The organism is Pseudomonas sp. Irchel s3f10 (assembly GCF_900187515.1).
Classification (GTDB): Bacteria; Pseudomonadota; Gammaproteobacteria; order Pseudomonadales; family Pseudomonadaceae; genus Aquipseudomonas; species Aquipseudomonas tensinigenes.
Map to the genome: position 1 here is coordinate 150,149 of NZ_FYDZ01000005.1, position 21,656 is coordinate 171,804.

24 protein-coding genes are annotated in these 21,656 nt (G+C 60.9%); 11 read left to right on the plus strand and 13 right to left on the minus strand.

Annotated elements, in window-relative coordinates; genetic code table 11:
* Window positions 1-62: 62 nt before the first annotated feature.
* Genes CKW17_RS13690 through CKW17_RS13705 form a run of 4 tightly spaced genes read right to left on the minus strand, consistent with a single transcriptional unit; the run spans window position 63 to window position 3,628 of the window.
* Window positions 63-815, minus strand: coding sequence for an N-formylglutamate amidohydrolase (locus CKW17_RS13690; RefSeq protein ID WP_095120228.1), 753 nt, complete (start codon window positions 813-815; stop codon window positions 63-65).
* Window positions 799-2,130: a glutamine synthetase gene (locus CKW17_RS13695; protein ID WP_095120229.1), complete on the minus strand. Its 1,332-nt coding sequence runs from the start codon at window positions 2,128-2,130 to the stop codon at window positions 799-801. The genes CKW17_RS13690 and CKW17_RS13695 overlap by 17 nt, the downstream gene beginning before the upstream one ends.
* The gene (locus tag CKW17_RS13700) at window positions 2,127-2,771 is read right to left on the minus strand and encodes an isochorismatase family cysteine hydrolase (protein WP_095047512.1); all 645 of its coding nucleotides are present in this window, start codon (window positions 2,769-2,771) and stop codon (window positions 2,127-2,129) included. Before CKW17_RS13700 ends, CKW17_RS13695 begins: the two co-directional genes overlap by 4 nt.
* 2 nt (window positions 2,772-2,773) lie before the next feature.
* A complete protein-coding gene (locus CKW17_RS13705; protein ID WP_016983252.1) occupies window positions 2,774-3,628 on the minus strand; it encodes a MurR/RpiR family transcriptional regulator in 855 nt (284 codons plus the stop codon).
* Window positions 3,629-3,959: 331 nt separating this feature from the next.
* On the opposite strand from CKW17_RS13705, the gene CKW17_RS13710 reads away from it, so the two are divergent.
* Both CKW17_RS13710 and cobF read left to right on the plus strand, forming a co-directional pair.
* Complete coding sequence (locus CKW17_RS13710) at window positions 3,960-4,529, plus strand: histidine phosphatase family protein (RefSeq protein ID WP_095120230.1); 570 nt, start codon at window positions 3,960-3,962, stop codon at window positions 4,527-4,529.
* Window positions 4,529-5,284: a precorrin-6A synthase (deacetylating) gene (gene cobF, locus CKW17_RS13715; protein ID WP_095120231.1), complete on the plus strand. Its 756-nt coding sequence runs from the start codon at window positions 4,529-4,531 to the stop codon at window positions 5,282-5,284. Before CKW17_RS13710 ends, cobF begins: the two co-directional genes overlap by 1 nt.
* A 218-nt stretch (window positions 5,285-5,502) precedes the next feature.
* Here cobF and CKW17_RS13720 read toward each other — a convergent pair whose 3' ends face one another.
* From CKW17_RS13720 to CKW17_RS13730, 3 genes are read right to left on the minus strand one after another with little or no spacing between them, the layout of a single operon-like run.
* Window positions 5,503-6,684 (minus strand): acetyl-CoA C-acetyltransferase, encoded by a 1,182-nt coding sequence (locus CKW17_RS13720; protein WP_095120232.1) that lies wholly within the window; start codon window positions 6,682-6,684, stop codon window positions 5,503-5,505.
* Between the two features lie 11 nt (window positions 6,685-6,695).
* Window positions 6,696-7,361 (minus strand): CoA transferase subunit B, encoded by a 666-nt coding sequence (locus CKW17_RS13725; RefSeq protein ID WP_095120233.1) that lies wholly within the window; start codon window positions 7,359-7,361, stop codon window positions 6,696-6,698.
* A gap of 24 nt (window positions 7,362-7,385) precedes the next feature.
* On the minus strand, window positions 7,386-8,084 hold the full coding sequence (locus tag CKW17_RS13730; RefSeq protein WP_007919568.1) for a CoA transferase subunit A: 699 nt from the start codon (window positions 8,082-8,084) through the stop codon (window positions 7,386-7,388).
* Window positions 8,085-8,376: 292 nt separating this feature from the next.
* On the opposite strand from CKW17_RS13730, the gene CKW17_RS13735 reads away from it, so the two are divergent.
* Window positions 8,377-9,264 carry a LysR family transcriptional regulator gene (locus CKW17_RS13735; protein ID WP_095120234.1) on the plus strand — a complete coding sequence of 296 codons (888 nt, stop codon included), beginning with the start codon at window positions 8,377-8,379 and terminating at the stop codon, window positions 9,262-9,264.
* A gap of 345 nt (window positions 9,265-9,609) precedes the next feature.
* On the opposite strand, the gene CKW17_RS13740 is transcribed toward CKW17_RS13735, so the two are convergent.
* Both CKW17_RS13740 and CKW17_RS13745 read right to left on the minus strand, forming a co-directional pair.
* Window positions 9,610-10,452, minus strand: coding sequence for an NAD-dependent protein deacetylase (locus CKW17_RS13740; RefSeq protein WP_095120235.1), 843 nt, complete (start codon window positions 10,450-10,452; stop codon window positions 9,610-9,612).
* A 54-nt stretch (window positions 10,453-10,506) separates the two neighbouring features.
* Entirely contained in the window at window positions 10,507-11,553 is a 1,047-nt protein-coding gene (locus CKW17_RS13745; RefSeq protein ID WP_095120236.1) for a class I SAM-dependent methyltransferase, read from the minus strand.
* 413 nt (window positions 11,554-11,966) lie between these two features.
* On the opposite strand from CKW17_RS13745, the gene CKW17_RS13750 reads away from it, so the two are divergent.
* Both CKW17_RS13750 and CKW17_RS13755 read left to right on the plus strand, forming a co-directional pair.
* Window positions 11,967-12,806 (plus strand): DUF692 domain-containing protein, encoded by an 840-nt coding sequence (locus tag CKW17_RS13750; RefSeq protein WP_095120405.1) that lies wholly within the window; start codon window positions 11,967-11,969, stop codon window positions 12,804-12,806.
* Window positions 12,807-12,810: 4 nt separating this feature from the next.
* A complete protein-coding gene (locus tag CKW17_RS13755) occupies window positions 12,811-13,548 on the plus strand; it encodes a DUF2063 domain-containing protein (protein WP_176470071.1) in 738 nt (245 codons plus the stop codon).
* A 119-nt stretch (window positions 13,549-13,667) separates the two neighbouring features.
* On the opposite strand, the gene CKW17_RS13760 is transcribed toward CKW17_RS13755, so the two are convergent.
* Window positions 13,668-14,975 (minus strand): ATP-binding protein, encoded by a 1,308-nt coding sequence (locus CKW17_RS13760; protein WP_095120238.1) that lies wholly within the window; start codon window positions 14,973-14,975, stop codon window positions 13,668-13,670.
* Window positions 14,972-15,712, minus strand: coding sequence for a response regulator (locus CKW17_RS13765; protein WP_095120239.1), 741 nt, complete (start codon window positions 15,710-15,712; stop codon window positions 14,972-14,974). Before CKW17_RS13765 ends, CKW17_RS13760 begins: the two co-directional genes overlap by 4 nt.
* A gap of 297 nt (window positions 15,713-16,009) precedes the next feature.
* Between CKW17_RS13765 and CKW17_RS13770 the strand changes: the two genes are divergently transcribed.
* The 3 genes from CKW17_RS13770 to CKW17_RS13780 are packed head-to-tail and all read left to right on the plus strand — an operon-like array spanning window position 16,010 to window position 17,806.
* Complete coding sequence (locus CKW17_RS13770) at window positions 16,010-16,273, plus strand: DUF2790 domain-containing protein (RefSeq protein ID WP_095120240.1); 264 nt, start codon at window positions 16,010-16,012, stop codon at window positions 16,271-16,273.
* 29 nt (window positions 16,274-16,302) lie between these two features.
* On the plus strand, window positions 16,303-16,557 hold the full coding sequence (locus tag CKW17_RS13775; protein WP_095120241.1) for a hypothetical protein: 255 nt from the start codon (window positions 16,303-16,305) through the stop codon (window positions 16,555-16,557).
* 37 nt (window positions 16,558-16,594) lie between these two features.
* Window positions 16,595-17,806: a cytochrome c biogenesis protein DipZ gene (locus CKW17_RS13780; RefSeq protein ID WP_095120242.1), complete on the plus strand. Its 1,212-nt coding sequence runs from the start codon at window positions 16,595-16,597 to the stop codon at window positions 17,804-17,806.
* Window positions 17,807-17,823: 17 nt separating this feature from the next.
* Here CKW17_RS13780 and CKW17_RS13785 read toward each other — a convergent pair whose 3' ends face one another.
* A complete protein-coding gene (locus CKW17_RS13785; RefSeq protein ID WP_095120243.1) occupies window positions 17,824-18,285 on the minus strand; it encodes a GNAT family N-acetyltransferase in 462 nt (153 codons plus the stop codon).
* Between the two features lie 225 nt (window positions 18,286-18,510).
* On the opposite strand from CKW17_RS13785, the gene CKW17_RS13790 reads away from it, so the two are divergent.
* Both CKW17_RS13790 and CKW17_RS13795 read left to right on the plus strand, forming a co-directional pair.
* Window positions 18,511-18,783 (plus strand): DUF4242 domain-containing protein, encoded by a 273-nt coding sequence (locus CKW17_RS13790; RefSeq protein ID WP_095120244.1) that lies wholly within the window; start codon window positions 18,511-18,513, stop codon window positions 18,781-18,783.
* Between the two features lie 33 nt (window positions 18,784-18,816).
* Window positions 18,817-19,629, plus strand: a complete 813-nt coding sequence (locus CKW17_RS13795; protein WP_095120245.1) for a class I SAM-dependent methyltransferase — start codon at window positions 18,817-18,819, stop codon at window positions 19,627-19,629.
* A 123-nt stretch (window positions 19,630-19,752) separates the two neighbouring features.
* Here the strand turns inward: CKW17_RS13795 and pcsA are convergent, their stop codons facing one another.
* A complete protein-coding gene (gene pcsA / locus CKW17_RS13800) occupies window positions 19,753-20,475 on the minus strand; it encodes a phosphatidylcholine synthase (protein WP_007919592.1) in 723 nt (240 codons plus the stop codon).
* 261 nt (window positions 20,476-20,736) lie between these two features.
* On the opposite strand from pcsA, the gene CKW17_RS13805 reads away from it, so the two are divergent.
* Window positions 20,737-21,510 (plus strand): tellurite resistance TerB family protein, encoded by a 774-nt coding sequence (locus tag CKW17_RS13805; RefSeq protein ID WP_095120246.1) that lies wholly within the window; start codon window positions 20,737-20,739, stop codon window positions 21,508-21,510.
* Window positions 21,511-21,656 lie beyond the last annotated feature (146 nt).

A 21,656-nucleotide genomic window follows, 5' to 3' on the forward strand; every position in this document is an offset into this window, starting at 1 on the left:
GCCAGTCGGTCGTTTTAGTTGTTATCGGTCCATCGTTTACAGCGTCAGCAGTCTTTCATTCACTACAGCAATGGCGCGAGGTATCCGGCCCAGCGCGATACGGCTTCGGGGCTGCGCAGCAAGTCGTTGCGCACCTCGATCAACACCGAGTCGAGGCCACGGGCATCGCCGTGCACGGGCACGGTCATGTCGCCCAGCGGATCGATCTTGTACGGCTGATTACCGGCCACTTTCAGAGGATGTTCGCCGAGGCCATCGAGCAGGCGTTGCGCGTAGGCCTTGGCCTGACCGAACAGCACGCCGGCCTCCAGCGGTCGCGGCTGGCCGTAATACACCGGAGTGAAACTGTGAATCCCCACCACACGAACTGCTTGGCCCTGAGCAACACGCTCGTCGATCAAGGTTTGCAAGCGCGCGTGGAACGGTTTGAACAAGGTCTGTCGGCGGTATTCGCGGGTGGCTTCGTCCAGTTCACGGTTGCCCGGCACCTGATAAATCTCGCTTTGCGCCGGAATACTGTCCGGGGCATGGCGTGGCCGGTTCAGATCGATCAGCAGGCGCGAATAATTGGCACTCAACAGAGTGGCGCCGAGCCTCTCCGATAGCTGTTCAGCCAGTTGCAGTGCACCAATGTCCCAGGCGATGTGTTCAGCAGCGGCGGCAGCGTCCAGGCCCAGATTGTTCAGGGCTTCGGGGATGTAGCGGCTGGCGTGTTCGCACACCAGAATCAACGGGTGCGTCGAGTCTTCGCGGCTCAGGTTATAGGCCGGTAGGGTGTACAACCCCAACTCGGTGGATTCAGTACAGGCGTGCATAGTGCTCACACAAGTCAGCGGGCGAGAGCTGTTCCGTCAGCGCCAGTTCCTCGGTTTTCAGGGCGTAATAGGTGTCGAGCAGCGGCTTGGGCAGCCATGCAGTGAAGGCGCCACTGTTGCGCAGGCAATCCAGCGCCTGGGCCAGCGAGGCAGGCAGGGCAACGATGCCCCGGGCCTGGCGTTGCTCGTCGTTGAGTGAATCGGGAATTTCATCGGTGATCGCGTTCAGTGCCAGACGCTGTTCGATGCCCAGTCGTCCGGCGATCAGCAGCGCCGCCATGGCCAGATGCGGCGAGGCGGTGGCGTCCATGGCGCGGAATTCGAGGTTGAACTGATTGGCCACGGATTTGCCGCCAAGGGTTACGGTCGGGCAGATGCGCAGCGCCGCCTCGCGGTTCTGTTGACCCAGACAAGCGTAAGAGGCGCTCCAGTGATGCGGTTGCAAGCGCTCGTACGACACCGGCGTTGGCGCGGTGAAGGCACAGAGTGCCGGCAGGTAATGGAGGATCCCCGCCGCCCAATGCTGGCCGAGACTCGACAGTCCATTGCTGGTGCCAGCGTCGTAAAGCATCGGCTGGCCGGCCAGATCGAGCAGGCTGACGTGCAGATGCACGCCGTTGCACACCGCGTCGGCGGCGGTCTTCGGCGCGAAGCTCAGGTCGAGGCCCATTTGCCGGGCGATCTCGCGGGTGATCTCACGCACGTTGACGGCGCGATCGGCCGCCGCTACGCCGAGCGTCGGGCGGCAGGTGATTTCGTATTGGTGCTTGCCGTATTCGGGCAGAAACATTTCCGGCTCGACACCGCCGGCGCGCAAGGCGCTGAGCAGCCAGCCGCCGAACTCGGCGCCCTGACGCTGGGCCTCGAGGGAGAACGCCAGATGCTCGGCAAAACCGGCGTGCAGGTTGAATTCATGTTCGAACGCGGCGTTGACCTGCAAGCCCAGTTCATCGCGATAACGCTCGATTTCGTCGCGCAACAGCGTGCGCGGGCAGGCGCCCCACGGGCGGCCATCGGTTTCGCGAATATCGCCGTGAATGAAATCCAGTGCCGGCGCGTTGGCGTCCGGGCCGTTGCCTACGGTGACGCGGCTGCTCAGATCGGGAATCAGCCGCAGATCGCCATAAGCGCCCCACGGATTGGTTGAAGCAATGATGTCCTGCGGCGTCAACGCGCTGTTGGCCGGCACCCAGCCGCACCCGGCGCCTTGATAGTGCTCAAGTTCATCAGTGGGAAACGAGCGGCCACGGGTGATGCCGATCAGGTCGGTGGTGACCAGCGTGGTCATCGGCAGCGGCGTCAGGCGCGTGCTCATGGCTGCATCTCCTGCAGGCGGGCGAGCACGGTGTCGGTGTCGGTGATCCAGCAGTAACCCTTGATCGCATTCAGGCAGGCGTGATGGCGTTCGGCGCTGTAGGTGGCGCAGGCATCTTCGACCAGCGTGACCAGATAGCCGCGATCGGCGGCGTCGCGCACGGCCATGTCGACGCATTGGTCAGTGACGATGCCGGCGATGATCAGGTGACGGGTTTGCAGGTTGCGCAGCACGTAGTCGATGTTGGTCGAGTTGAAGACGCCCGATGACGTCTTCGGCAGGACGATCTCGTTTTCCACCGGGCTCAGGTCTTCAATGATCCTGGCCTGCACGCTGCCCTTGGGCAGGTGCATGTCCGAGAGCTTGTGATCGAGCGAACGGTCGCGGCCATCGGCGGTAAGGCTTTCGATAATGGTGTGCAGCACGTTCTGCCGCGCCTCGCGAAAAGCGCTGAGCAAGCGACGTTGATTGGGCACCACCTGCATGTGCGCGCGGGTCAGGAAGTACTCGGCGTCAGGCCCGTTGAGGTGCGCGTCGAACTGCGGTTCGAGCCAGGCACGCTGCATGTCCACCAGCAACAGTGCGGTGTGATCGGTGACAAACGGCAAGTCCCGCGGCGAGCGGTGGGGAAGGCTGAACATCCTTATTTATCCTCCAGCAGGTGGGTGTTGAAGTCATTGCGCAGGGCATCGATGCCTTCCAGGCGATCGGCGAGGTTTTCGGTGCGCAGGGTCAGGCAGGCGATCAGCGCTTCGACCTGCGCCAGCGCCGGGACCATGGTGTCGAACGGCGAGGCCGATTCGACCGGGGCGCTGATGATCAGGTCGGCCAGTTCGCGCAGCGGCGAGGCATAGATGTCGGTGAACAACACCACGCGCGCGTTGTTGTTTTTTGCCGCACTGGCGACCCGCAGGGCTTGGGTCTGGTAGCGGCGATAATCGAACACCAGCACTACGTCCTGGCGTTGCAGATCGAACAGGCGATCGGGCAGTTGCGCGTTGTCTTCCAAAGCGAAGCAACCGGGGCGCAGCAGACGCAGGTGGTTGAGTAGATAAGTCGCCATCAGACTGCTGAAGCGCCCGCCGAAGCAGTACACCTGATGCCGGGCATCAAGCAGCCAGTCGGTGAGAATGCGCACGTCTTCGGGTTGGGTCAGCGATTGGGTTTCGACCAGCAGGCGATGGCTGTCGCCCAGATAGTGGCTCCAGGCGTCGTCCTTGTGCTGATGGGCGCGCGGTTGTAACAGCGTGCGCGGCGAGCGCAGACGATGATCCATGTCGCTGAGCAGGGCATCCTGGAATTCGGCATAACCACCGAAACCAAGTTTTTTCACCAGCCGCACAATGGTCGGATCGCTGACGCCGGCATGTTCGGCCAGCCGCGCCATCGGCCCCAGACCGTTGCGTGGGTACTGATCCAGCAAGGCGCGAACGACTTTGCGCTCCGACGGCGTAAGATCCAGGCCGGGATCGGTGATCAGGTCTCTGAGAGGGGGCATCCGGGCTCCTGCTGGATGGAGGGTGTTGAATTCGCTTCATAATCCGTTAAAACAGTATTTATGTAACTGACGTTACATGTCTAGTGAATTTTTCCGCGTGTTGAAACAGCGCCAAAATGGAGCGAGGTGCCCGTGTAACAAGGGCTACACGGAATTCGACAAGGCTTGTAGTCCATTGCCCACAACGCTGTCAGATATTGCCGTATTCCTGCCGTCGTCAGTTTTTGCCGGTGGCTATCCTGCCGCCCCGCAACCCTCGGTTTACGGCACAATTACCCACAGAACGGCTTCGCGTCGTTGATATTCATGAAGGCCTACCGGAGCGTTCCCTGTGCAGACCACTCGTTTGACATTGATTTGCCATGCGCGAACCGTCGCACAGAAATTGGCGTGTTTTCCTACGAATGAGCCTGTTGAAAATAGTGGGTTGGCGTCGGGTGCATTGGTCGACCGTTTCGATGCCTCGCGGCGCTTGATTTGCGCGCCGGAATTGCGCACGCAACAGACGGCGGCATGGTTTGGTGCGGATGCGCAAATTGAAGAGGCGCTGCGCGATTGCGACTGGGGCCGCTGGCATGGGCTGTCGATCAAGTCCCTGCAACGCTCGGAAGCCGCCGCGCTGCATGCCTGGCTGGAAGATCCCCACGCCATACCCCATGGTGGTGAGTCGGTGGCGCAGTTGTGTGAACGCGTGGCGCAGTGGCTGACCAGCCTGCAAGCCACGCCGGGGCATGTAGTGGCGGTGACGCATCCGTTTGTCATCCGCGCCGCGCTGATCCACGTGATGCGCGGCACCGCGTTTCATGACATTGATGTCGAACCATTGTCGATGGTCGAACTGCGCTTCACCGGGCGTTGGCGGCTACGCTTGCCGGGCCTGGACGTTAAAGGAGCACGTTGATGAAACAACTGCTGGTGATCGGCATCGGTGCCGGTAATCCCGACTACATCACGATGCAGGCCGTGAAGGCGCTGAATCAGGTCGACGTGTTCTTCCTGATGGATAAAGGCCAGAGCAAAGACAAACTGATCGACCTGCGCCGTGAGATCTGTGAGCGCTACATCGACGACCCGGACTATCGCTTCGTCGAAGCCCACAGCCCGGAACGCGAGCGCGGCGATGTCGACTACACGGCCAGTGTCGATGAGCTGAACCGTGCCAAGCAGCAGACCTTCGAGCGGCTGATCAATGACCAATTGTCTGATGGCCAGTGCGGCGGTTTCCTGGTGTGGGGCGACCCGGCGCTGTACGACAGCACCGTGCGCATCCTCCAGGCCATTCTGGCCTCGGGCACCTGTGCCTTCGAGTTTGCGGTGATCCCCGGGATCACCAGTGTTCAGGCGCTGGCGGCGCAACACAAAGTGCCGCTGAACACGATCGGCCGTTCCATTGAAATCACCACCGGGCGGCGTTTGGCGGCCGGGCAGGTGAGTGATGCGGACAGTCTGGTGGTGATGCTCGATGCTGAAGATTCGTATCACCACGTCGCGGATCGGCAAACCGAGATTTACTGGGGCGCCTACCTGGGCACGCCGGACGAGATTCTGATCAGTGGCAGGCTGGCGGATGTCGCGGATGAGATCGAGCGGGTGCGCAAGGCGGCGCGGGCGGAGCATGGGTGGATCATGGATACGTACTTGCTGCGTAAGCCTTAGATTTTCGCTGGCCGGGCTGGCCCCTTCGCGAGCAGGCTCGCTCCCACAGGGGAACGCATCTCAAAATGTGGGAGTGAGCCTGCTCGCGATAGGGCCGGAACATTCAACGCACATTTCGAACAGGCAAAAAAACACCCGGTGCAACGCAAGTCGCACCGGGTTTTTGTTGCCAGCGAGCGGCGGATGTCGTGGATCCGCCATTCACCGTTGAACTCTGGTTAAGCGCGTTCCAGCGCCAGCGCCACACCCTGGCCGCCGCCGATGCACAGGGTCGCCAGACCCTTTTTCGCATCACGCTTGATCATTTCATGCAGCAGGGTCACCAGTACGCGGCAACCCGATGCACCGATCGGGTGACCGAGGGCGATGGCGCCGCCATTGACGTTGACCTTGTCCAGATCCCATTGCAGATCCTTGGCCACCGCCAGCGATTGCGCGGCGAACGCTTCGTTGGCTTCGATCAGGTCGAGCTGGTCGATGTTCCAGCCAGCCTTGTCGAGGCAGCGGCGGGTGGCCGACACCGGGCCGATGCCCATGATTGCTGGATCAACGCCTGCGTTGGCGTAGGCGGCGATTTTCGCCAGAACCGGCAGGCCGAGGGCTTTGGCTTTCTCGGCGCTCATCAGGATGACCGCAGCAGCGCCGTCGTTCAGCGACGAAGCGTTGCCAGCCGTGACGCTGCCGTCCTTTTTAAAAGCCGGACGCAGTTTCGCCAGGGATTCGGCAGTGGTGTCGCCACGCGGTTGCTCATCAACCTTGAACGCCACCGGATCGCCTTTGCGCTGCGGGATCAGGATCGGGGTGATCTCATCGACAAAGCGGCCGGCTTCAATCGCGGCGGCGGCTTTCTGCTGCGAGGCTGCCGCAAAGGCATCCTGCTGCTCACGGCTGATCTGGTATTTGTCGACCAGATTCTCGGCAGTGATGCCCATGTGGTAATCGTTGAATGCATCCCACAGACCGTCACTGATCATGGTGTCGACGATTTGCGCGTGGCCCATGCGCAGACCGGTGCGTGCGCCCGGCATCACGTAGTTGGACAGGCTCATGTTTTCCTGACCGCCAGCGATGATCACATCAGCGTCTCCGCAACGGATCGCCTGTGCGCCGAGGTGCAGGGCTTTCAGGCCCGAGCCGCAGACTTTGTTCAGGGTCAGCGCTGGTACGGCGTGGGGCAAGCCAGCCTTGATCGCCGACTGACGCGCCGGGTTCTGGCCGGCGCCGGCGGTCAACACCTGGCCCATGATCACTTCATCGACCTGCGCACCGTCCAGACCGGTCTGCTCGAGTAGCTGACGGATCACCGCCGCGCCCAGATCAACGGCGGACACGCTGGCCAGCGAACCCTGGAAACTGCCGATCGCGGTACGCGTGGCGGCAACAATTACGACGTCTTGCATTTTCGAATTCCTCACTGGGCAGCGAACTGCATTTCCGGTACGTGATCCGGGACGATCAGTTTACCAGCGGTTTTGGCGACGATTTCCTCGACGCTGACGCCAGGTGCGCGTTCCTTGAGGACAAAAGCGCCATTTTCGATTTCCAGGTAGGCGAGGTCGGTCAGCACGCGCTTGATGCAACCGGCGCCAGTCAGCGGCAGGCTGCATTTGGCAAGTAGCTTGGACTCACCGTCCTTCGATGCGTGGGTCATGATCACGATGATGTTGTCGGCGCCAGCCACCAGATCCATGGCGCCGCCCATGCCCTTGACCAGTTTGCCGGGGATCATCCACGAGGCGATGTTGCCTTTGACGTCCACCTCGAATGCGCCGAGTACGGTCAGGTCGACGTGGCCACCACGAATCATCGCAAAGGACTCGGCGGAGTTGAAAATCGACGCGCCGATGCGTGCGGTCACGGTCTGTTTGCCGGCGTTGATCATGTCGGCATCAATGGTGTCTTCAGTCGGGAACGGACCCATGCCGAGCAGGCCGTTTTCCGATTGCAGCATGACTTCCATGCCTTCAGGAATGTAGTTGGCGACCAGGGTCGGAATGCCGATGCCGAGGTTCACATAAAAGCCGTCCTGCATTTCGCGGGCGACGCGCTGAGCCATTTGTTCGCGGGTAAGTGCCATGTTTTTATTCTCCGTCAGCCTGAATTATTTGCGGATGGTGCGCTGTTCGATGCGTTTTTCGAACGTGCCGCAAATGACCCGATCGACGTAGATGCCCGGGGTGTGGATCTGCGAGGGGTCGAGTTCGCCGGGTTCGACGATTTCTTCGACTTCAACCACGGTGATCTTGCCGGCGGTGGCGGCGAGCGGGTTGAAGTTCTGCGCGGTGTGACGGTAGACGACGTTGCCGAAGTGGTCGGCTTTCCAGCCTTTGACGATGGCGAAGTCGCCGGTGATGGATTCTTCCATCAGGTACTTGCGACCCTTGAACTCACGCACTTCCTTGCCTTCGGCGACCGGAGTGCCGACGCCGGTGGCGGTGAAAAAGGCCGGAATACCGGCGCCGCCTGCGCGCATTTTCTCGGCGAGGGTGCCTTGCGGGGTCAGGATGACTTCGATGTCGCCCTTGAGCAGTTGCTCTTCGAACAGCTTGTTCTCGCCGACATAAGAGGCGATGACTTTGCTGATCTGACGGTCGGTGAGCAGCACGCCGAGGCCGAAACCGTCGACGCCGCAGTTGTTGGAGACGACGGTGAGGTCGCGGGTGCCTTTGCGCTTGATCTCGGCGATCAGGTTTTCCGGAATGCCGCACAGACCGAAGCCGCCGGCGATGACGGTCATGCCGTCCTCAAGCCCGGCCAGGGCTTCCTCGTAGGAACTCACGCGCTTGTCGAAACCTGCCATATGCACCTCTTTTATTATTTGCGGGCGGCTGGCTAGCCGAATGGTTGGAGTGTCTCGCTGGAAGATATATTTGTTAAGTTGATTTTTAAGGTCGATTGATTGATAAAGCTCAATAGTCGCGTTATGGCGTGCTGCTTTGATCGTTCCCACGCTCTGCGTGGTAATGCTTCTAGGGACGCTCCGCGTCCAGTGACGCGGAGCGTCACGGGCTGCGTTCCCACGCAGGAGCGTGGGAACGATCATCATGGCTTGCCGCTTAACGCTTGTAGCTTACAACTGGAGCGAAGCGAGCATGACCATCAAACAGATCCGCGCCTTTCTCGCCGTGGCCCAGAGCCTCAGCTTCGCCGTGGCCTGCGAGCGCCTGCACCTGTCGCAATCGGCGTTGAGCCTGACCATCAAAGCGCTGGAGGAGGGCCTGGGCGGTCGCCTGTTCAGCCGCAACACCCGCAATGTGGCGCTGACTGCCGAAGGTGAATCCTTGCTGCCACTGGCGCGACGGCTGATCGCCGACTGGGACAACGCCGAAGACGAAATGCGCCAACGCTTCAGCTTGCAGCGCGGGCGGGTGACGCTGGCGGCGATGCCGTCGTTTGCCGGCAACCTGCTGCCGCCGATCCTCAAGACCTTTCGTGCGCGTTATCCGAACGTCAATGTCACGGTCAATGACGTGATCAACGAGCAAGTGCTGGAAATGGTTCGGGATCGCCAGGTTGAACTGGGCGTGGCGTTCGAGCCGATGCAGAACACTTCAATGACGTTTACGCCGTTATACATGGATCGCTTCGTCGCAGTGGTGTCGAAGGATTCGCGACTGGCGCAGCGCGGCGAGATCGACTGGCAGACGTTGTTGCAGGAGCCGTTCATCACCTTGCAGCGGCCCTCGACGGTGCGGGTGATGCTCGAAGAGCACCTGCAGGCGCGCGGCATGAAGTTGCCGGTCGAGTTTGAAAGCCATCAATTGGCGACGGTCGGGCGGATGGTGGCCAGCGGTCTGGGCGTCAGTGCCGTCCCGGCGTTGTGCGCCGAGCAGATGCAGGAGCTCGGCGCCCACTGTCTGACCCTGGACGACTCGGTGGAGCGGGCGATTGGTGTGCTGACCGAGCCGGGCAATGAACTGTCGGCAGCGGCGCAGGCGTTGTTCGATATTCTCAAGGCTGAAGATCTGGGGCGACTGTGAGATCTACCCCCTCACCCCAACCCTCTCCCCCAAGGGGGCGAGGGGGAAGGGAGCTGATCGGGGGTATTTCAGAAAATGGGTTCGACTCGAAATTTTCAGGTCGATGTATCGCTTGACTACAACTCGGTCAGTTCCCTCTCCCTTTCCCTTTCCCTTTCCCTTGGGCGAGGGCAAGGCCTAGTGTTAGGGGAAAGGGAGCTGATCGAGGTATATTCAGCTCGTGAGCTCGACTCAGCATTTTCAGGTCGCAGTATTCAGTCCTGACAACTCGGTCAGTTCCCTCTCCCTTGGGAGAGGGCTAGGGTGAGGGGCCTGGGTCCTGAGTCGAGCGCAGAGTGCAGCAACTCACCGATCCAGCTCCCTGACCAACAGGGGTAGAAGCTGTTCACACGACGCTTCAATCTTCAAATCCAGCAAATCATCCGCCCGGGTCTTGCCCAGATTGATCGCAATCAGCGGTTTGCCGCGATCGGCAATCACCCGGCACAAACGAAACGCCGAATACGCCATCAACGACGACCCCACCACCAACATCCCTCCTGCATTTTCTGCCGCCGCCATCGCCCGAGCCGCCGTGGGCTGCGCGACGTTTTCGCCGAAAAACACCACGTCCGGTTTCATCCGCTCGCCAGCGCAATGCGGACACTGCGGTACCTGAAAACGCGCCTCGAACGCCGGATCGAGCAGGGTGTCGCCATCCGGCGCCTGCACGGCATCGACCCCGGCCAGATACGGATTTTGTCGTTCCATCAATTGCTGAATCGAATCGCGCTCGCTGCGCTGACCACAGTCCAGGCACAGAACCCGATGCAGGCTGCCGTGCAGTTCGATCACATCGTGACTGCCAGCCTGATCGTGCAGGGTGTCGACGTTCTGGGTAATCAAGTCGTGGATCAGCCCGTGGCGCTGCAAACCGGCCAACGCCTCGTGCGCTGCATTCGGCTGCGCCTGACGCACCCTCGGCCAACCCAGCATGGCCCGCGCCCAGTAGCGGCGGCGTGATTCGGCGGCGGCCAGAAACTCCTGATACATCATCGGTTGCCGCCCACGGCGTACACCGTCGCTGTCGCGGTAATCGGGAATGCCCGACGGAGTGCTGATGCCGGCCCCGGTCAGGACGAGGAAGTCGCCATCGGCCATCACCTTGTGCAGGGTGTCGAGGTGGTCGCGGGTCGGGCTGTCAAGCATGGTCAGCGCTCCGAAATGGGCAGTGCCAGCAGGTTAGCACGCGACCCGCGAGGCTTACTTGCGCGCCTCCAGAATCAGGTTGAACGGTGTTTGCGTGGCCCGACGAAAGTGTTTGAACCCGGCCTCGACAAACACTTTGCGCAAACGCATTTCCCCCGCCTGCGCGCCCAGGCCGAGGCCGACTTCCTGCGACAGCGAGTTCGGGGTGCAGATAAACGTAGAGGCGGCGTAGAACAGCCGTCCGACCGGGTTGATGTTGTCGTCCAGCGTGTCGTTGGCGAACGGCTCGACCAGCAACACGGTGCCGTCGTCTTTCAGCGAGTCATAGGCGTGACGGGCGGCGCCGACCGGGTCGCCCATGTCGTGCAGGCAGTCGAAATAACAGATCAGGTCGTAGTCATCGCCGGGGTAGCTCTTGGCCGAGCCCTGAAAAAACTTCGCCCGGCTGCTGACGCCACCTTCCTCGGCGCGCTGGGTGGCGACCGTGATCGACGGCGCGTGATAGTCATAGCCAACGAAGCGCGAGTTGGGAAACGCCTGGGCCATGATCACCGTTGAGGCGCCATGGCCGCAGCCGATGTCGGCGACTTTGGCGCCTTCTTCGAGTTTCGCCACCACACCGTCCAGCGCCGGCAGCCATTCGGCGATCAGATGGCCTTTGTAGCCGGGCCGGAAAAACCGCTCGGTGCCGGTGAACATGCACGGGTGGTGGTCGCCCCAAGGCAGGGCGCCGTTGCCGCGCATCGCTTTGACCAGTTTGTCTTTGTCATGGAAAAACGACGCCACCACGCCGAGGCCACCGGCGACGTAAACCGGCGAGTCCTCGACGGCTAAGGCCAGTGCCTGTTCTTCCGGCAAGCGGAACTGGCCGTCGTGATGCTCCATGTAGCCGGAGGCCGCATGGGCGCTGAGCCATTCGCGCACCAGACGCGGGTTACAGGTGGTTTTCGCCGCGAGGGCATCGGCACTGATCGGCTGACTGTCGGCCATGGCCCGGTACAAGCCGAGTTCTTCGCCGACGATGACATTGGCCAGCATCGCCGCGCCGCCCATGTCGTTGACCAGTTTGCCCATGAATTGGTTGAGCTTCGCCTCGTCCATCATGTGTGCTCCTGAAACAGGATCACAGTCCGGCGGCGTCGAAGGTCGAGGCGTGCGCCACCGGGCGGTGGTCACGGAGTTGGGCAGGGCACGGCTGACGTCCTGCGGCCCCCTCGACTGGGTAATGAATGAGTCTAGCCCCGGTCCGGGGCTGGCGCTGTCTTTGTGAACACTGAAAAACCTGTGGGAGCGAGCCTGCTCGCGAAGGCGGCATTTCAGGCAATTCTTATATTGGCAGTGCCGACGCTTTCGCGAGCAGGCTCGCTCCCACAATATTGATCGGCAGTGAGTCTGTATCACCGTGTATCGCCGTCATCGCGGGATACACAGTGCTGCAAATGTCCAGTCATTTGCACACAGCGGTGATACAGCCGGCGGTTCAACTCGGCAAAATCACTGCTGAGGTACATCCCATGCAAACGCTTCCCTTATTAGCGCAACCCAGCGTCGGCCTCGGCCTGCGCCGTGGCCTGCTGAAAGACATGCAAGCTGCCCGCAGCGGCGATTTCGACTTTCTCGAAGTCGCTCCGGAAAACTGGATCGGCTTTGGCGGTGCCCATGGTGCGGCATTGCGTGAACTGGCCGAACGCTATCCGTTGTCCTGCCACGGTCTGTCGCTGTCACTTGGCGGGTCGGCACCGCTGGATGTCGGCTTCTTGCAGGAGGTCCGGGTGTTTCTCGACCATTACAACGTGCCGCTGTACAGCGAACACCTGAGTTATTGCAGCGATGACGGGCATCTTTATGACCTGTTGCCATTGCCGTTCACCGAAGAGGCAGTACACCACGTCGCCGCGCGAATCCGTCAGACTCAGGACATTCTTGGTCGGCGTCTGGCGGTGGAAAACGTCTCCTACTACGCCGCCCCCCGTCAGGATATGGATGAAGTGACTTTTACCAACGCCGTGCTGCGTGAGGCCGATTGTGACCTGCTACTGGACGTCAACAATGTCTACGTCAATGCGATCAACCACGGCTTCGATGCGCAAACCTTCCTCGCCGGCATCGAGCCGGGCCGGGTGGTCGGGATGCATGTGGCCGGGCATTTCGATGAGTCCGACACGCTGAAAATCGATACCCACGGTGCCTCGGTTAAACCGCAGGTCTGGTCACTGCTGGCCGATGCCTATGCGCGGTTTGGCGCGCAGCCGACCTTGCTCGAGCGGGATTTCAACTTTCCGGCGTTTTCCGAATTGGTCGTCGAGTTGCAGACCATTCGCCACTTGCAAGCGGAGGGTAGCCATCGTGGATAACCTGATGTTGCAACAACAGGCACTGACCCGGTATTTGCGTGATCCCGAACATCAATCGCCACCGGCCGAAATGAATGCGGCGCGGGTTAACGTCTATCGCGATCTGGTGTTCAACAACGTATCGCAACTGTTGAGCGGCACGTTTCCGGTGTTGATCCGCATCATCGGTGAGCAACGCTGGGGTTTGCTGGTGCGCGGCTTTTTGCGTGACTGGCGGGCGCAGACACCAAAGTTCGGCGAGATTGCCGAAGCCTTTCTCGACTATCTGGCCACGCAACCGCAGGTGTTGCGCGAAGGTCAGTGGCCGGGGTTTCTGCTAGAGCTGGCGCATTACGAATGGGTCGAGATGGCTTTGCAGCAGTCCGATGCTCAGGCGCTGCCGCCGACCGATCCGGCGTTATTGCTGGAACGCCCGTTGCTGATCTCGGCACTGGCCTGGCCGTTGGCGTATGCGTGGCCAGTGCATGAAATCGATCCAAACCATCAACCTGCCACGCCACCGGCGCAACCGACGCTTTTGCTGGTGCGGCGTACGGCGGACTGGAGTGTGAAGTTTTCCGAGCTGAGTCCGTTGGCCTGGCGCTTGCTGCAGCGCATCAGCGAGTTTGCGCCATTGACGGGGCGCGAGCAGTTGCAAGCTCTGGCGCAGGAGGCCGGGCAGCTCGCCAGCAATTCGTTCATGGACAATGGCCTGGTGTTGTTGCGGCAGATGCATGAGGACCAAGTGATCGGCATAGCTTGAATGTATAGCAACCCATTGTAGGAGTGAGCCTGCTCGCGATTGCGTCCTTCAATTCAATGCGGGTTGACTGGAAGGACGCGATCGCGAGCAGGCTCACTCCTACAGGGGTTATGTAGCGTTCAAAAATTGAGGGGGAGTTTCAGTTCCGCGCACAACCCGCCGCCCTCGCGGTTGCTCAAGGTCAACGAGCCGCCCAACGCCATGGCCAGTTGCTGGGCGATGGCCAAGCCCAGTCCGGTGCCGCCGGTATCGCGATTGCGCGAGTTTTCCACGCGGTAGAACGGTTGCAGCACCTGCGCCAGTTCGGCATCGGCGATGCCCGGGCCACGGTCCATGACGGTGATCGCCAGGCTGCCCTTGTTGGCTTCGACCCAGACTTCGGCGGCGCCGGCGAATTTCAGCGCGTTGTCGGTCAGATTCACCAATACCCGGCGCAAGGCATGGGGCCGGGTGTCGATGACCGCCGCACTCTTGCCGACCAGTTGCACCTGCTTGCCCATGTCCTGATAGTCGAACACCAGGCTTTCGAGGAAGGAATCCATGTTGGTGCGGCGGCTTTCTTCGGTCGAACCATGGATGCTGCGCGCATAGGCCACGCCTTCGCGCACCAGATGTTCCATCTCGCTGAGGTCATTCCACAGTTTGTCTTTCTCGGTGCAATCGTCCATCAGTTCGGCGCGCAGTTTCATCCGCGTGATCGGCGTTTGCAGATCATGGGAAATCGCCGCCAGCAGTTGCATGCGTTCCTTGAGGTAGGCGGCGATGCGCGCCTGCATGGCGTTGAACGCCCGCGCGGCGTAAACCACTTCGTTCGGGCCGCTTTCGTCGAGGTTGATCGGGTGGGCGTTGGGGTCGAGGGTTTCTACGGCGTCGGCCAGCCGGGTCAGGGGGCGGACCGCAATGCGCACCGCCAGCCAGGTGCAGGCGATCATCAACGCCAGTTGGCCGAGCAAGACCGCCGGCAACCAGGGTGACAACGGCACCATGGCGGGGCGCACGTCGATGGTCACCGGGCTGCCGTCGCTCAGGCGCAGATGGCCCTGGAAGTGTTTCTTCGGCCCTGGGATGTCGGTGAAAGTCAGCGGATAGCGTTCACCAATGGCTTCGGTGATCGAGGTGACGGCCACCGGCACATCACCCGCCTCGATCGGCGTGCCCGGTTCGCCTTCGCTCAACAGGTAGCCATAATTTCTTCGCGCCAGACGCTCGAGCCAGGCAGGGCGCTCTTCCGCAGGCAAGCGATCGAGGATCGCAATCGAGGTCGACACGTCGGTTTGCAGATTGCCGAGCATGGTGTTCTTGGCGCTTTGGTAACGTTCGTAATACTGCGCGCCGAACGACAGCGCCTGGGCCAGCAGCAGGCCGATCAGAAAAATCAGCGACAGGCGCGAGGCGAGGGTGCGCGGCCAGTGCAGGTTGAGCGTCATGCCGGGGCACCGAGAATTTCGACTGGCAGCGAGAACACATAACCTTCACTGCGCACGGTCTTGATGTAGGCCGGTTCGCGCGCATCATCGAGCAGACGCTGACGCAAACGGCTGACCAGCAAATCGATCGAGCGGTCGAACAGATCAGCGTCACGGCCCTGGGTCAGATTGAGCAGTTGATCGCGGCTGAGCACCCGTTGCGGGTGATCGAGAAAGACCCGTAGCAAGCGGTATTCGGCGCCGCTGAGGGCAACCATGGTGCCGTCCCTGTCCAGCAAGTGACGGGCCGAGGTGTCCAGTTGCCAACGGCCGAAGGCCAGCAAGCGACCGGCTTCGGTGACCACCAGATTCGGTGGCAGCATCCGCGTGCGGCGCAGCACGGCGTTGATCCGCGCGAGCAGTTCACGGGCAGCGAACGGCTTGGTCAGGTAATCGTCGGCGCCCATTTCCAGGCCGATGATGCGGTCGGTTTCATCGTTGCGCGCGGTCAGCATCAACACCGGCGTGGCCTTGTGTTTGCCCACGCGCAGTTCGCGGCACAGCTGCAGGCCATCGTCGCCGGGCATCATGATGTCGAGCACGATCAGGTCAACGGTGTTGGCTTCGAGAAAGCTGCGCATCTGCCGGCCATCGGCGACCACCGTGGTGCGCAGGCCGTTTTTCTTCAGGTAGTTGCCCACCAGTTCACGGATCTCGCGGTCGTCGTCGACGATGAGAATGTGATCGACATGTTCCATCGGGTTCGAACCTCTATCAAAGGGGAATGCCGTGCAGTCTATCGAGCCTCGCGCGGCTCGCCTGCCTGCCTTTGTATTGCAGTGTATCTGCCGTGACAACGGATACATGAACACGCAAAAACGCGAACTTTCCAGGGTTTTGTATCGCTGTGTATCCCCCGCCGACCGGGATACACAGCGATTGAAACGCGCCTGTTCCTGACACAGACGCGATACCTCGCGAGCCTCAAATAGGCTCCATCGAGGCCCACACAGATCGCCTCGGCTCAAACCCACTTAAGCCTTGAGGAAAACGCCATGAACAACAAATCCGTAATCACCGCCTGCCTGTTTGCCGCGCTGAACATCTGCACGCTGTCGGCCCGTGCCGAAGCCGCTGTCACCGCGCAAACCTACACCTACGGCACCCACCTGGATATCCAGAAAGTGCTCTCGCTGAAACAGGACAACTCGGTGACTTGCGGGATTGTCGAGGCGCGCATGACCTACCTCGATTCGGCCGGTCAGACCCGCGTGCTCGATTACAGCAAATTTGCCGACGGCTGCAACAACGACAACTAAGTCATCACTCTTTGTAGAAGGAAACAGCCATGAACAACGTATCGCGCTTTTTGACTGCCATCGTTTTCTCTCTCGCCGGCGTTGCCGCCCATGCCAATGCTGCGGTTGAACAGCATAGCTGCCACAGCAGCACCTGCTTCCAACTGACGCCAGTAGCCAAGCAGGGCAGCGATGGCTTGATTGCTGCGGACGGCTCCAGCCGCACGCCACAGGGCCAGATGGTTGCCGAGAACGGCGCCAGTCGTACGCCGCAGAGCCAATGGCTGGAAAGCCAGAGCGCCTGAACGGCTCGTCACATTCATTGATCAAGGGTGAATCACTATGTACCTCATCGCATTCCTCGGCGGTCTGCTGACCGTGCTCAGCCCCTGCATTCTGCCGGTGGTGCCGTTTCTGTTTGCCGGCGCCCAACGCAGCCGCACTTCGATTCTGCTCACCCTCGGCGGCATGGCCCTGACCTTCGCGCTGATCTCAAGCCTCGCTGTGGTCAGTAGCGAATGGGTCATTCAGGCCAGCAACAGCAGCCGTTACATTGCGCTGATCGTGATGAGTGTGTTCGCCCTGTCGCTGATCTCGGCGCGCATCGGTGACTGGCTGACACGTCCCTTTGTGATGCTGGGCAATCGCCTTGACCCGGATATTCGGAACAAGGCCGGGCCGATGGGTTCGATCATGCTCGGCGTGGCCACGGGGCTGCTGTGGGCACCGTGCGCCGGGCCGATCCTCGGCGTGATTCTCACCGGTGCCATGCTGCAAGGCGCCAACGCGCAGACCAGTCTGTTGCTGCTGGCCTACGGCGCCGGCAGTGCGCTGTCGCTGGGCACGCTGATCTTCACCGGACGCGGCTTGGTCAATCGCCTGAAACCGTCGATCCCGTTCACCGGTTGGTTGCGTCGTGGTGCCGGTGTTGCGGTACTGGCGACGGCAGCGGTGATTGCTACCGGCTTCGACAAAACCTTGTTGGCGAACACGTCCTCCCAAGGCGTGGCCAGCGTCGAGAAAAGCGTTCTGGAAAATGTGCCGAAAGCGGTCGACTACTTTGTCAGCAAAGTCCGCGCGGACTCGCCGATGGAGAAGGGCAAAGGCGCGATGCCATCGCTGGCCGGCGCAGTGCAATGGCTGAACTCGCCCGAGCTGAGCGCTGAGTCCCTGCGCGGCAAAGTGGTGCTGGTGGACTTCTGGACCTACGACTGCATCAACTGCCAGCACACCCTGCCGTACGTCAAAGACTGGGCGAAGAAATACGAGAAGGACGGGCTCGTGGTGATCGGCGTACACACCCCGGAATACGGCTATGAGCGGATCATCGACAACGTCAAGGATCAGGTGAAAAAGCTTGGCATCACCTACCCGGTGGCCATCGACAACAACTACGCGATCTGGCGTAACTTCGACAATCAGTACTGGCCAGCGCACTACCTGATCGACGCCAAGGGGCAGGTGCGTTACAGCCACTTCGGCGAAGGTCGCTACGAAGCGCAGGAGCAGATGATCCAGCAGTTGCTGCAAGAGGCAAAGGCGCCTGCGGCCTGATCAGCAACAGCAATGGCTCAGAGGTCGCGGACCATGAGCCATTGTTCGTTATCCCAGGCGCGAAAACGCTCCAGCACCTGCCAGCCGCGTTTGGCGTAGTAGTCCTGCTTGTTCTGCGTGTGCAGATACAGGCGCGCAAAGCCGCAGTATTTCGCCTCCTGACAAATCCCTGCAATCAAACGTTCCGCCAGACCTTGCCCGCGTGCTTCAGGGCTGACGAACACGCAGGCCAGCCAAGGTCCGAGATCGGGGCGCAGGTCGAGGTCATCGCGTGCCAGTGCGGCGCCGCCGAGCAGATGTTCACCGTCCATGGCGATCAGGCAGGACCAGTCGCCATTGCTTTGGCCCTCGGCAAATTCACGCTGCCACTCGGCCAGCGGATGGTCGACGTATTCGTAGGGGAATTGTTGGTGGATCCATTGAGCATAACGGTCGCTGTGGTGCAGGTGATGCGCGAGCCAATCGATTTGCAGTGACATCAGTCGAATCCGTTCCAGAAGCGAGAACGCATCAGAAACCAATCCCCGAACATTGGCAATCCTCAAGGTGTTCCAGACGCTTTACAGATTTCCACCGCTCATCGGCAAACCCCCGGTTTTACAGGGTTGCCAGACGATTGGCAGGGACGCCGAGCGGTCTCGGCGCGATAGTGCGTGAGCAGGGTCACTGCCGGCCTTGCCCCATAACAAGAGCGCGAGGTTGCCATGCCGAAATTCGTGATTGAACGCGAGATTCCAGGGGCCGGGAAGCTGTCGGAAGCAGAACTCAAAGCCGTGTCGCACAAGTCCTGTGACGTGTTGCGCGAACTCGGCCCACAGGTGCAATGGCTGCAAAGCTACGTCACCGCGGACAAAATCTATTGCGTGTACATCGCGCCTGACGAAGAGCAGGTGCGCGAACACGCCAGGCTTGGAGGATTTCCTGCCAACAGTGTGGCGCGTGTGATGACGGTCATTGACCCGACGACGGCCGAATAATCACTGATCCAATTTGTAGCGGAGCTCACTGTCATGAGTACCCCGATTGATCTGACTGCCTTGAAAGAACGCCAGAAAGTCGCCTGGGCCAGTGGCGACTACGCCGTGATCGGCACGACGTTGCAAATCGTCGGCGAAAACCTTGCCGAAGCCTGCGACCTGCGTTGTGACGAGGAGGTGCTGGATGTCGCTGCCGGCAACGGTAATGCAACGCTGGCGGCGGCGCGGCGCGGTTGCCTGGTCACCTCGACCGATTACGTCGCAGCACTGCTGGAACGTGGCCAGGATCGTGCCCGCGCAGAGCATCTGGACGTGACGTTTCAGGTGGCCGATGCCGAAGCGCTGCCGTTTGCCGATGAGAGCTACGATGCCGTGCTGTCGACCTTTGGCGTGATGTTCGCACCGGATCAGGACCAGGCTGCTGCTGAACTGGGCCGGGTTTGTCGCCGTGGCGGGCGGATCGGTCTGGCCAACTGGACGCCGGAAGGTTTCGTTGGCCAGATGTTCAAGATTCTCGGCCGGCATCTGCCACCGCCTGCCGGTGCTCAGCCGCCGTCGAATTGGGGCTCCGACGCGTGGCTGCACAAACATTTCGATGACCGCGATTTTCTGCTGCGCGTGACGAGGCGCGAGTTCAATTTTCGCTATCGCTCGGCCGCGCATTTCATCGATATTTTTCGCCATTGGTACGGGCCGGTGCACAAGGCTTTTGCGGCGTTGCCGCCGGAGAGCGGGCAGGCGCTGGAAAGTGATCTGGCGGATTTGCTCAACCGTTTGAACCGGGCGGGGGAGGAGTCGCTGGTGGTGCCGAGTGAGTATCTGGAGGTGGTGATCACCAAACGCTGAATGAAGATCCCTGTAGGAGTGAGCCTGCTCGCGATAGCGGTCTTTCAGTCAAAAATATTCAGCTGACAGACCGCTATCGCGAGCAGGCTCACTCCTACATTGGATTTGTGTTGGATCTGGAGCCTATTTCACCTGCGGCCGATCAAACCACTCCAGCGCCGTGCGCCAGATGCAGATCCCCAGAAAGTACGCCGACATCAACAACCACAAGCCCATCACCAACGGGTTGATCACCGGATGGTTGAGTACCAGCGACAAACTGCACAGCAGCCAGATCGCCGTCACCGCAATGTTGATCGGCATGAACCGGCGCACACGGAACGGGTGGAGGAATTTCATCCGCGTCACGGTCAGCAGCGCCAGGCCGATCACCGTCAGAAAGGTAATCCACGGCCCAGGCCCAATGATGTACAGACACAGCGCGACCACATTCCACGCCGCCGGAAACCCGACAAAGTAGTTGTCCTTGCTCTTCATATTGACGTTGCAGAAACAGAACAGCGACGACACCAGAATCAGTGACACAGTCAGCAGCAAGGTGTAGTCGGGCAACGGAATGTAGCGATAGATGAACAGTGCCGGAATGAAGACATACGTCAGGTAATCGATCACCAGATCAAGGATCGAACCGTCGAAGCTCGGCAGCACCGATTGCACGTTGACCTTGCGCGCCAGCGCGCCGTCGAGTCCGTCGACAATCAGCGCCACGCCCAGCCACATAAGGCAGTGGGTGGGCTGGTTTTCCAACAGGGCGAGGGTGGCCAGAAAAGCGGTGACCACGCCAGTCGCGGTAAAACCATGGGCGCCCCATGCTTTGAGCCTGGCGATGTGTACGGTCGATATCACGGGGGCGTTCTCCAGAAAGTGAAGCAAGCCGGGTATCACCCTTGGGCAACAAGGGCGCCGGCAAACCGGGTCGGGGTTGCAGCTATCGACCGGTCAGGCCGGGATAAGGTTCACCAATGATCAATCTTAGCTGGCCGGCGAAAAAATACGCGGGCGAAATCCGCCAAGGCCCTTGAGTGTCAGCCAAACGGTGCTGGCGCTATGGCTTAAGGGGTCTATCGTTGCCAGACGCAGTCACTGCCAATGCTTGAGGATGACGTCATGAACACCAGCGATTTGCTTGAACAACTGCTGCGAGGCCAGGCCCCGGCAGGTCAACAATCTTCAGCGTCTGCCGGTTCGGGTCTGGGCGGCCTCGGTGGCTTGCTGGGCGGCCTGCTCGGTGGCGCGGATTCGACCGGTACACGCGGCGGCGCGTCGGCGGGCGGGTTGGGTGGATTAGGTGGTTTGCTCGGTGGTTTACTCGGCGGCGGTGCTGGTGGTGGCCTGGGTGGCGCATTAGGTGGGGCGTTGGGCGGCGGGGGCGGCACGCAAAGTCGTTCCGGCAGTACCAATTACGCGGCGCTGGCATCGCTGGGGATGATGGCGTTCCAGGCGTATCAGGCCTGGCAACGCAGCCAGGCCAGCGCGGCACCGCAACAGATCCCGCAGACGGCGAATCTCCTTGCCGGTCCGGAAGTCGAGGAGCACAGCCATGCTGTGTTGCGCGCGTTGATTGCGGCGGCCAAGGCTGACGGTGAGATCGACACCCGGGAACAACAGATGATCAGTGGGGAAATCAGCAAACACACCGACGACCCACAATTGCAGCAATGGTTTGACGAAGAAGTCTCGAAACCGCTGGACGCCAACGAAGTCGCGCAGGCGGCCAAAGGCGATCCGGCCATGGCCGCTGAGATGTATCTGGTCAGCGTGATCCTCGTGGATGACCAGCGGGACGCGGAGCGCAGTTATCTGGACGAGCTGGCAGCAGCCTTGCAGATCGACCCGGATTTGCAGGTGCATCTGGAACAGCAGGCCAAGGGCCAGGCCTGAAGTAACGTCAAATAATCATCGCCATCAGCAGCTCCGTCACGGAGCTGCTTCGCCGTCCGTCCGGGCAATTTTCACGTCGATTGAATTTTTCGCAGGCGTCGCCTCTCTGCTGCTGTAGAGGCGTGTGGAACAGCGTCCTGCCAACC

Coding starts and splice junctions, on each gene's coding strand:
- CKW17_RS13755 (WP_176470071.1), top strand. CDS start 12,811: ATGTTGCAACAACAGGCACTGACCCGGTATTTGCGTGATCCCGAACAT.
- CKW17_RS13690 (WP_095120228.1), bottom strand. CDS start 815: ATGCACGCCTGTACTGAATCCACCGAGTTGGGGTTGTACACCCTACCG.
- CKW17_RS13720 (WP_095120232.1), bottom strand. CDS start 6,684: ATGCAAGACGTCGTAATTGTTGCCGCCACGCGTACCGCGATCGGCAGT.
- CKW17_RS13745 (WP_095120236.1), bottom strand. CDS start 11,553: ATGGACGAGGCGAAGCTCAACCAATTCATGGGCAAACTGGTCAACGAC.
- CKW17_RS13805 (WP_095120246.1), top strand. CDS start 20,737: ATGAACACCAGCGATTTGCTTGAACAACTGCTGCGAGGCCAGGCCCCG.
- CKW17_RS13780 (WP_095120242.1), top strand. CDS start 16,595: ATGTACCTCATCGCATTCCTCGGCGGTCTGCTGACCGTGCTCAGCCCC.
- CKW17_RS13770 (WP_095120240.1), top strand. CDS start 16,010: ATGAACAACAAATCCGTAATCACCGCCTGCCTGTTTGCCGCGCTGAAC.
- CKW17_RS13785 (WP_095120243.1), bottom strand. CDS start 18,285: ATGTCACTGCAAATCGATTGGCTCGCGCATCACCTGCACCACAGCGAC.
- CKW17_RS13765 (WP_095120239.1), bottom strand. CDS start 15,712: ATGGAACATGTCGATCACATTCTCATCGTCGACGACGACCGCGAGATC.
- CKW17_RS13705 (WP_016983252.1), bottom strand. CDS start 3,628: ATGCCCCCTCTCAGAGACCTGATCACCGATCCCGGCCTGGATCTTACG.
- CKW17_RS13735 (WP_095120234.1), top strand. CDS start 8,377: ATGACCATCAAACAGATCCGCGCCTTTCTCGCCGTGGCCCAGAGCCTC.
- CKW17_RS13795 (WP_095120245.1), top strand. CDS start 18,817: ATGAGTACCCCGATTGATCTGACTGCCTTGAAAGAACGCCAGAAAGTC.
- CKW17_RS13775 (WP_095120241.1), top strand. CDS start 16,303: ATGAACAACGTATCGCGCTTTTTGACTGCCATCGTTTTCTCTCTCGCC.
- CKW17_RS13740 (WP_095120235.1), bottom strand. CDS start 10,452: ATGCTTGACAGCCCGACCCGCGACCACCTCGACACCCTGCACAAGGTG.
- cobF (WP_095120231.1), top strand. CDS start 4,529: ATGAAACAACTGCTGGTGATCGGCATCGGTGCCGGTAATCCCGACTAC.
- CKW17_RS13760 (WP_095120238.1), bottom strand. CDS start 14,975: ATGACGCTCAACCTGCACTGGCCGCGCACCCTCGCCTCGCGCCTGTCG.
- CKW17_RS13790 (WP_095120244.1), top strand. CDS start 18,511: ATGCCGAAATTCGTGATTGAACGCGAGATTCCAGGGGCCGGGAAGCTG.
- CKW17_RS13730 (WP_007919568.1), bottom strand. CDS start 8,084: ATGGCAGGTTTCGACAAGCGCGTGAGTTCCTACGAGGAAGCCCTGGCC.
- CKW17_RS13750 (WP_095120405.1), top strand. CDS start 11,967: ATGCAAACGCTTCCCTTATTAGCGCAACCCAGCGTCGGCCTCGGCCTG.
- CKW17_RS13695 (WP_095120229.1), bottom strand. CDS start 2,130: ATGAGCACGCGCCTGACGCCGCTGCCGATGACCACGCTGGTCACCACC.
- CKW17_RS13700 (WP_095047512.1), bottom strand. CDS start 2,771: ATGTTCAGCCTTCCCCACCGCTCGCCGCGGGACTTGCCGTTTGTCACC.
- CKW17_RS13725 (WP_095120233.1), bottom strand. CDS start 7,361: ATGGCACTTACCCGCGAACAAATGGCTCAGCGCGTCGCCCGCGAAATG.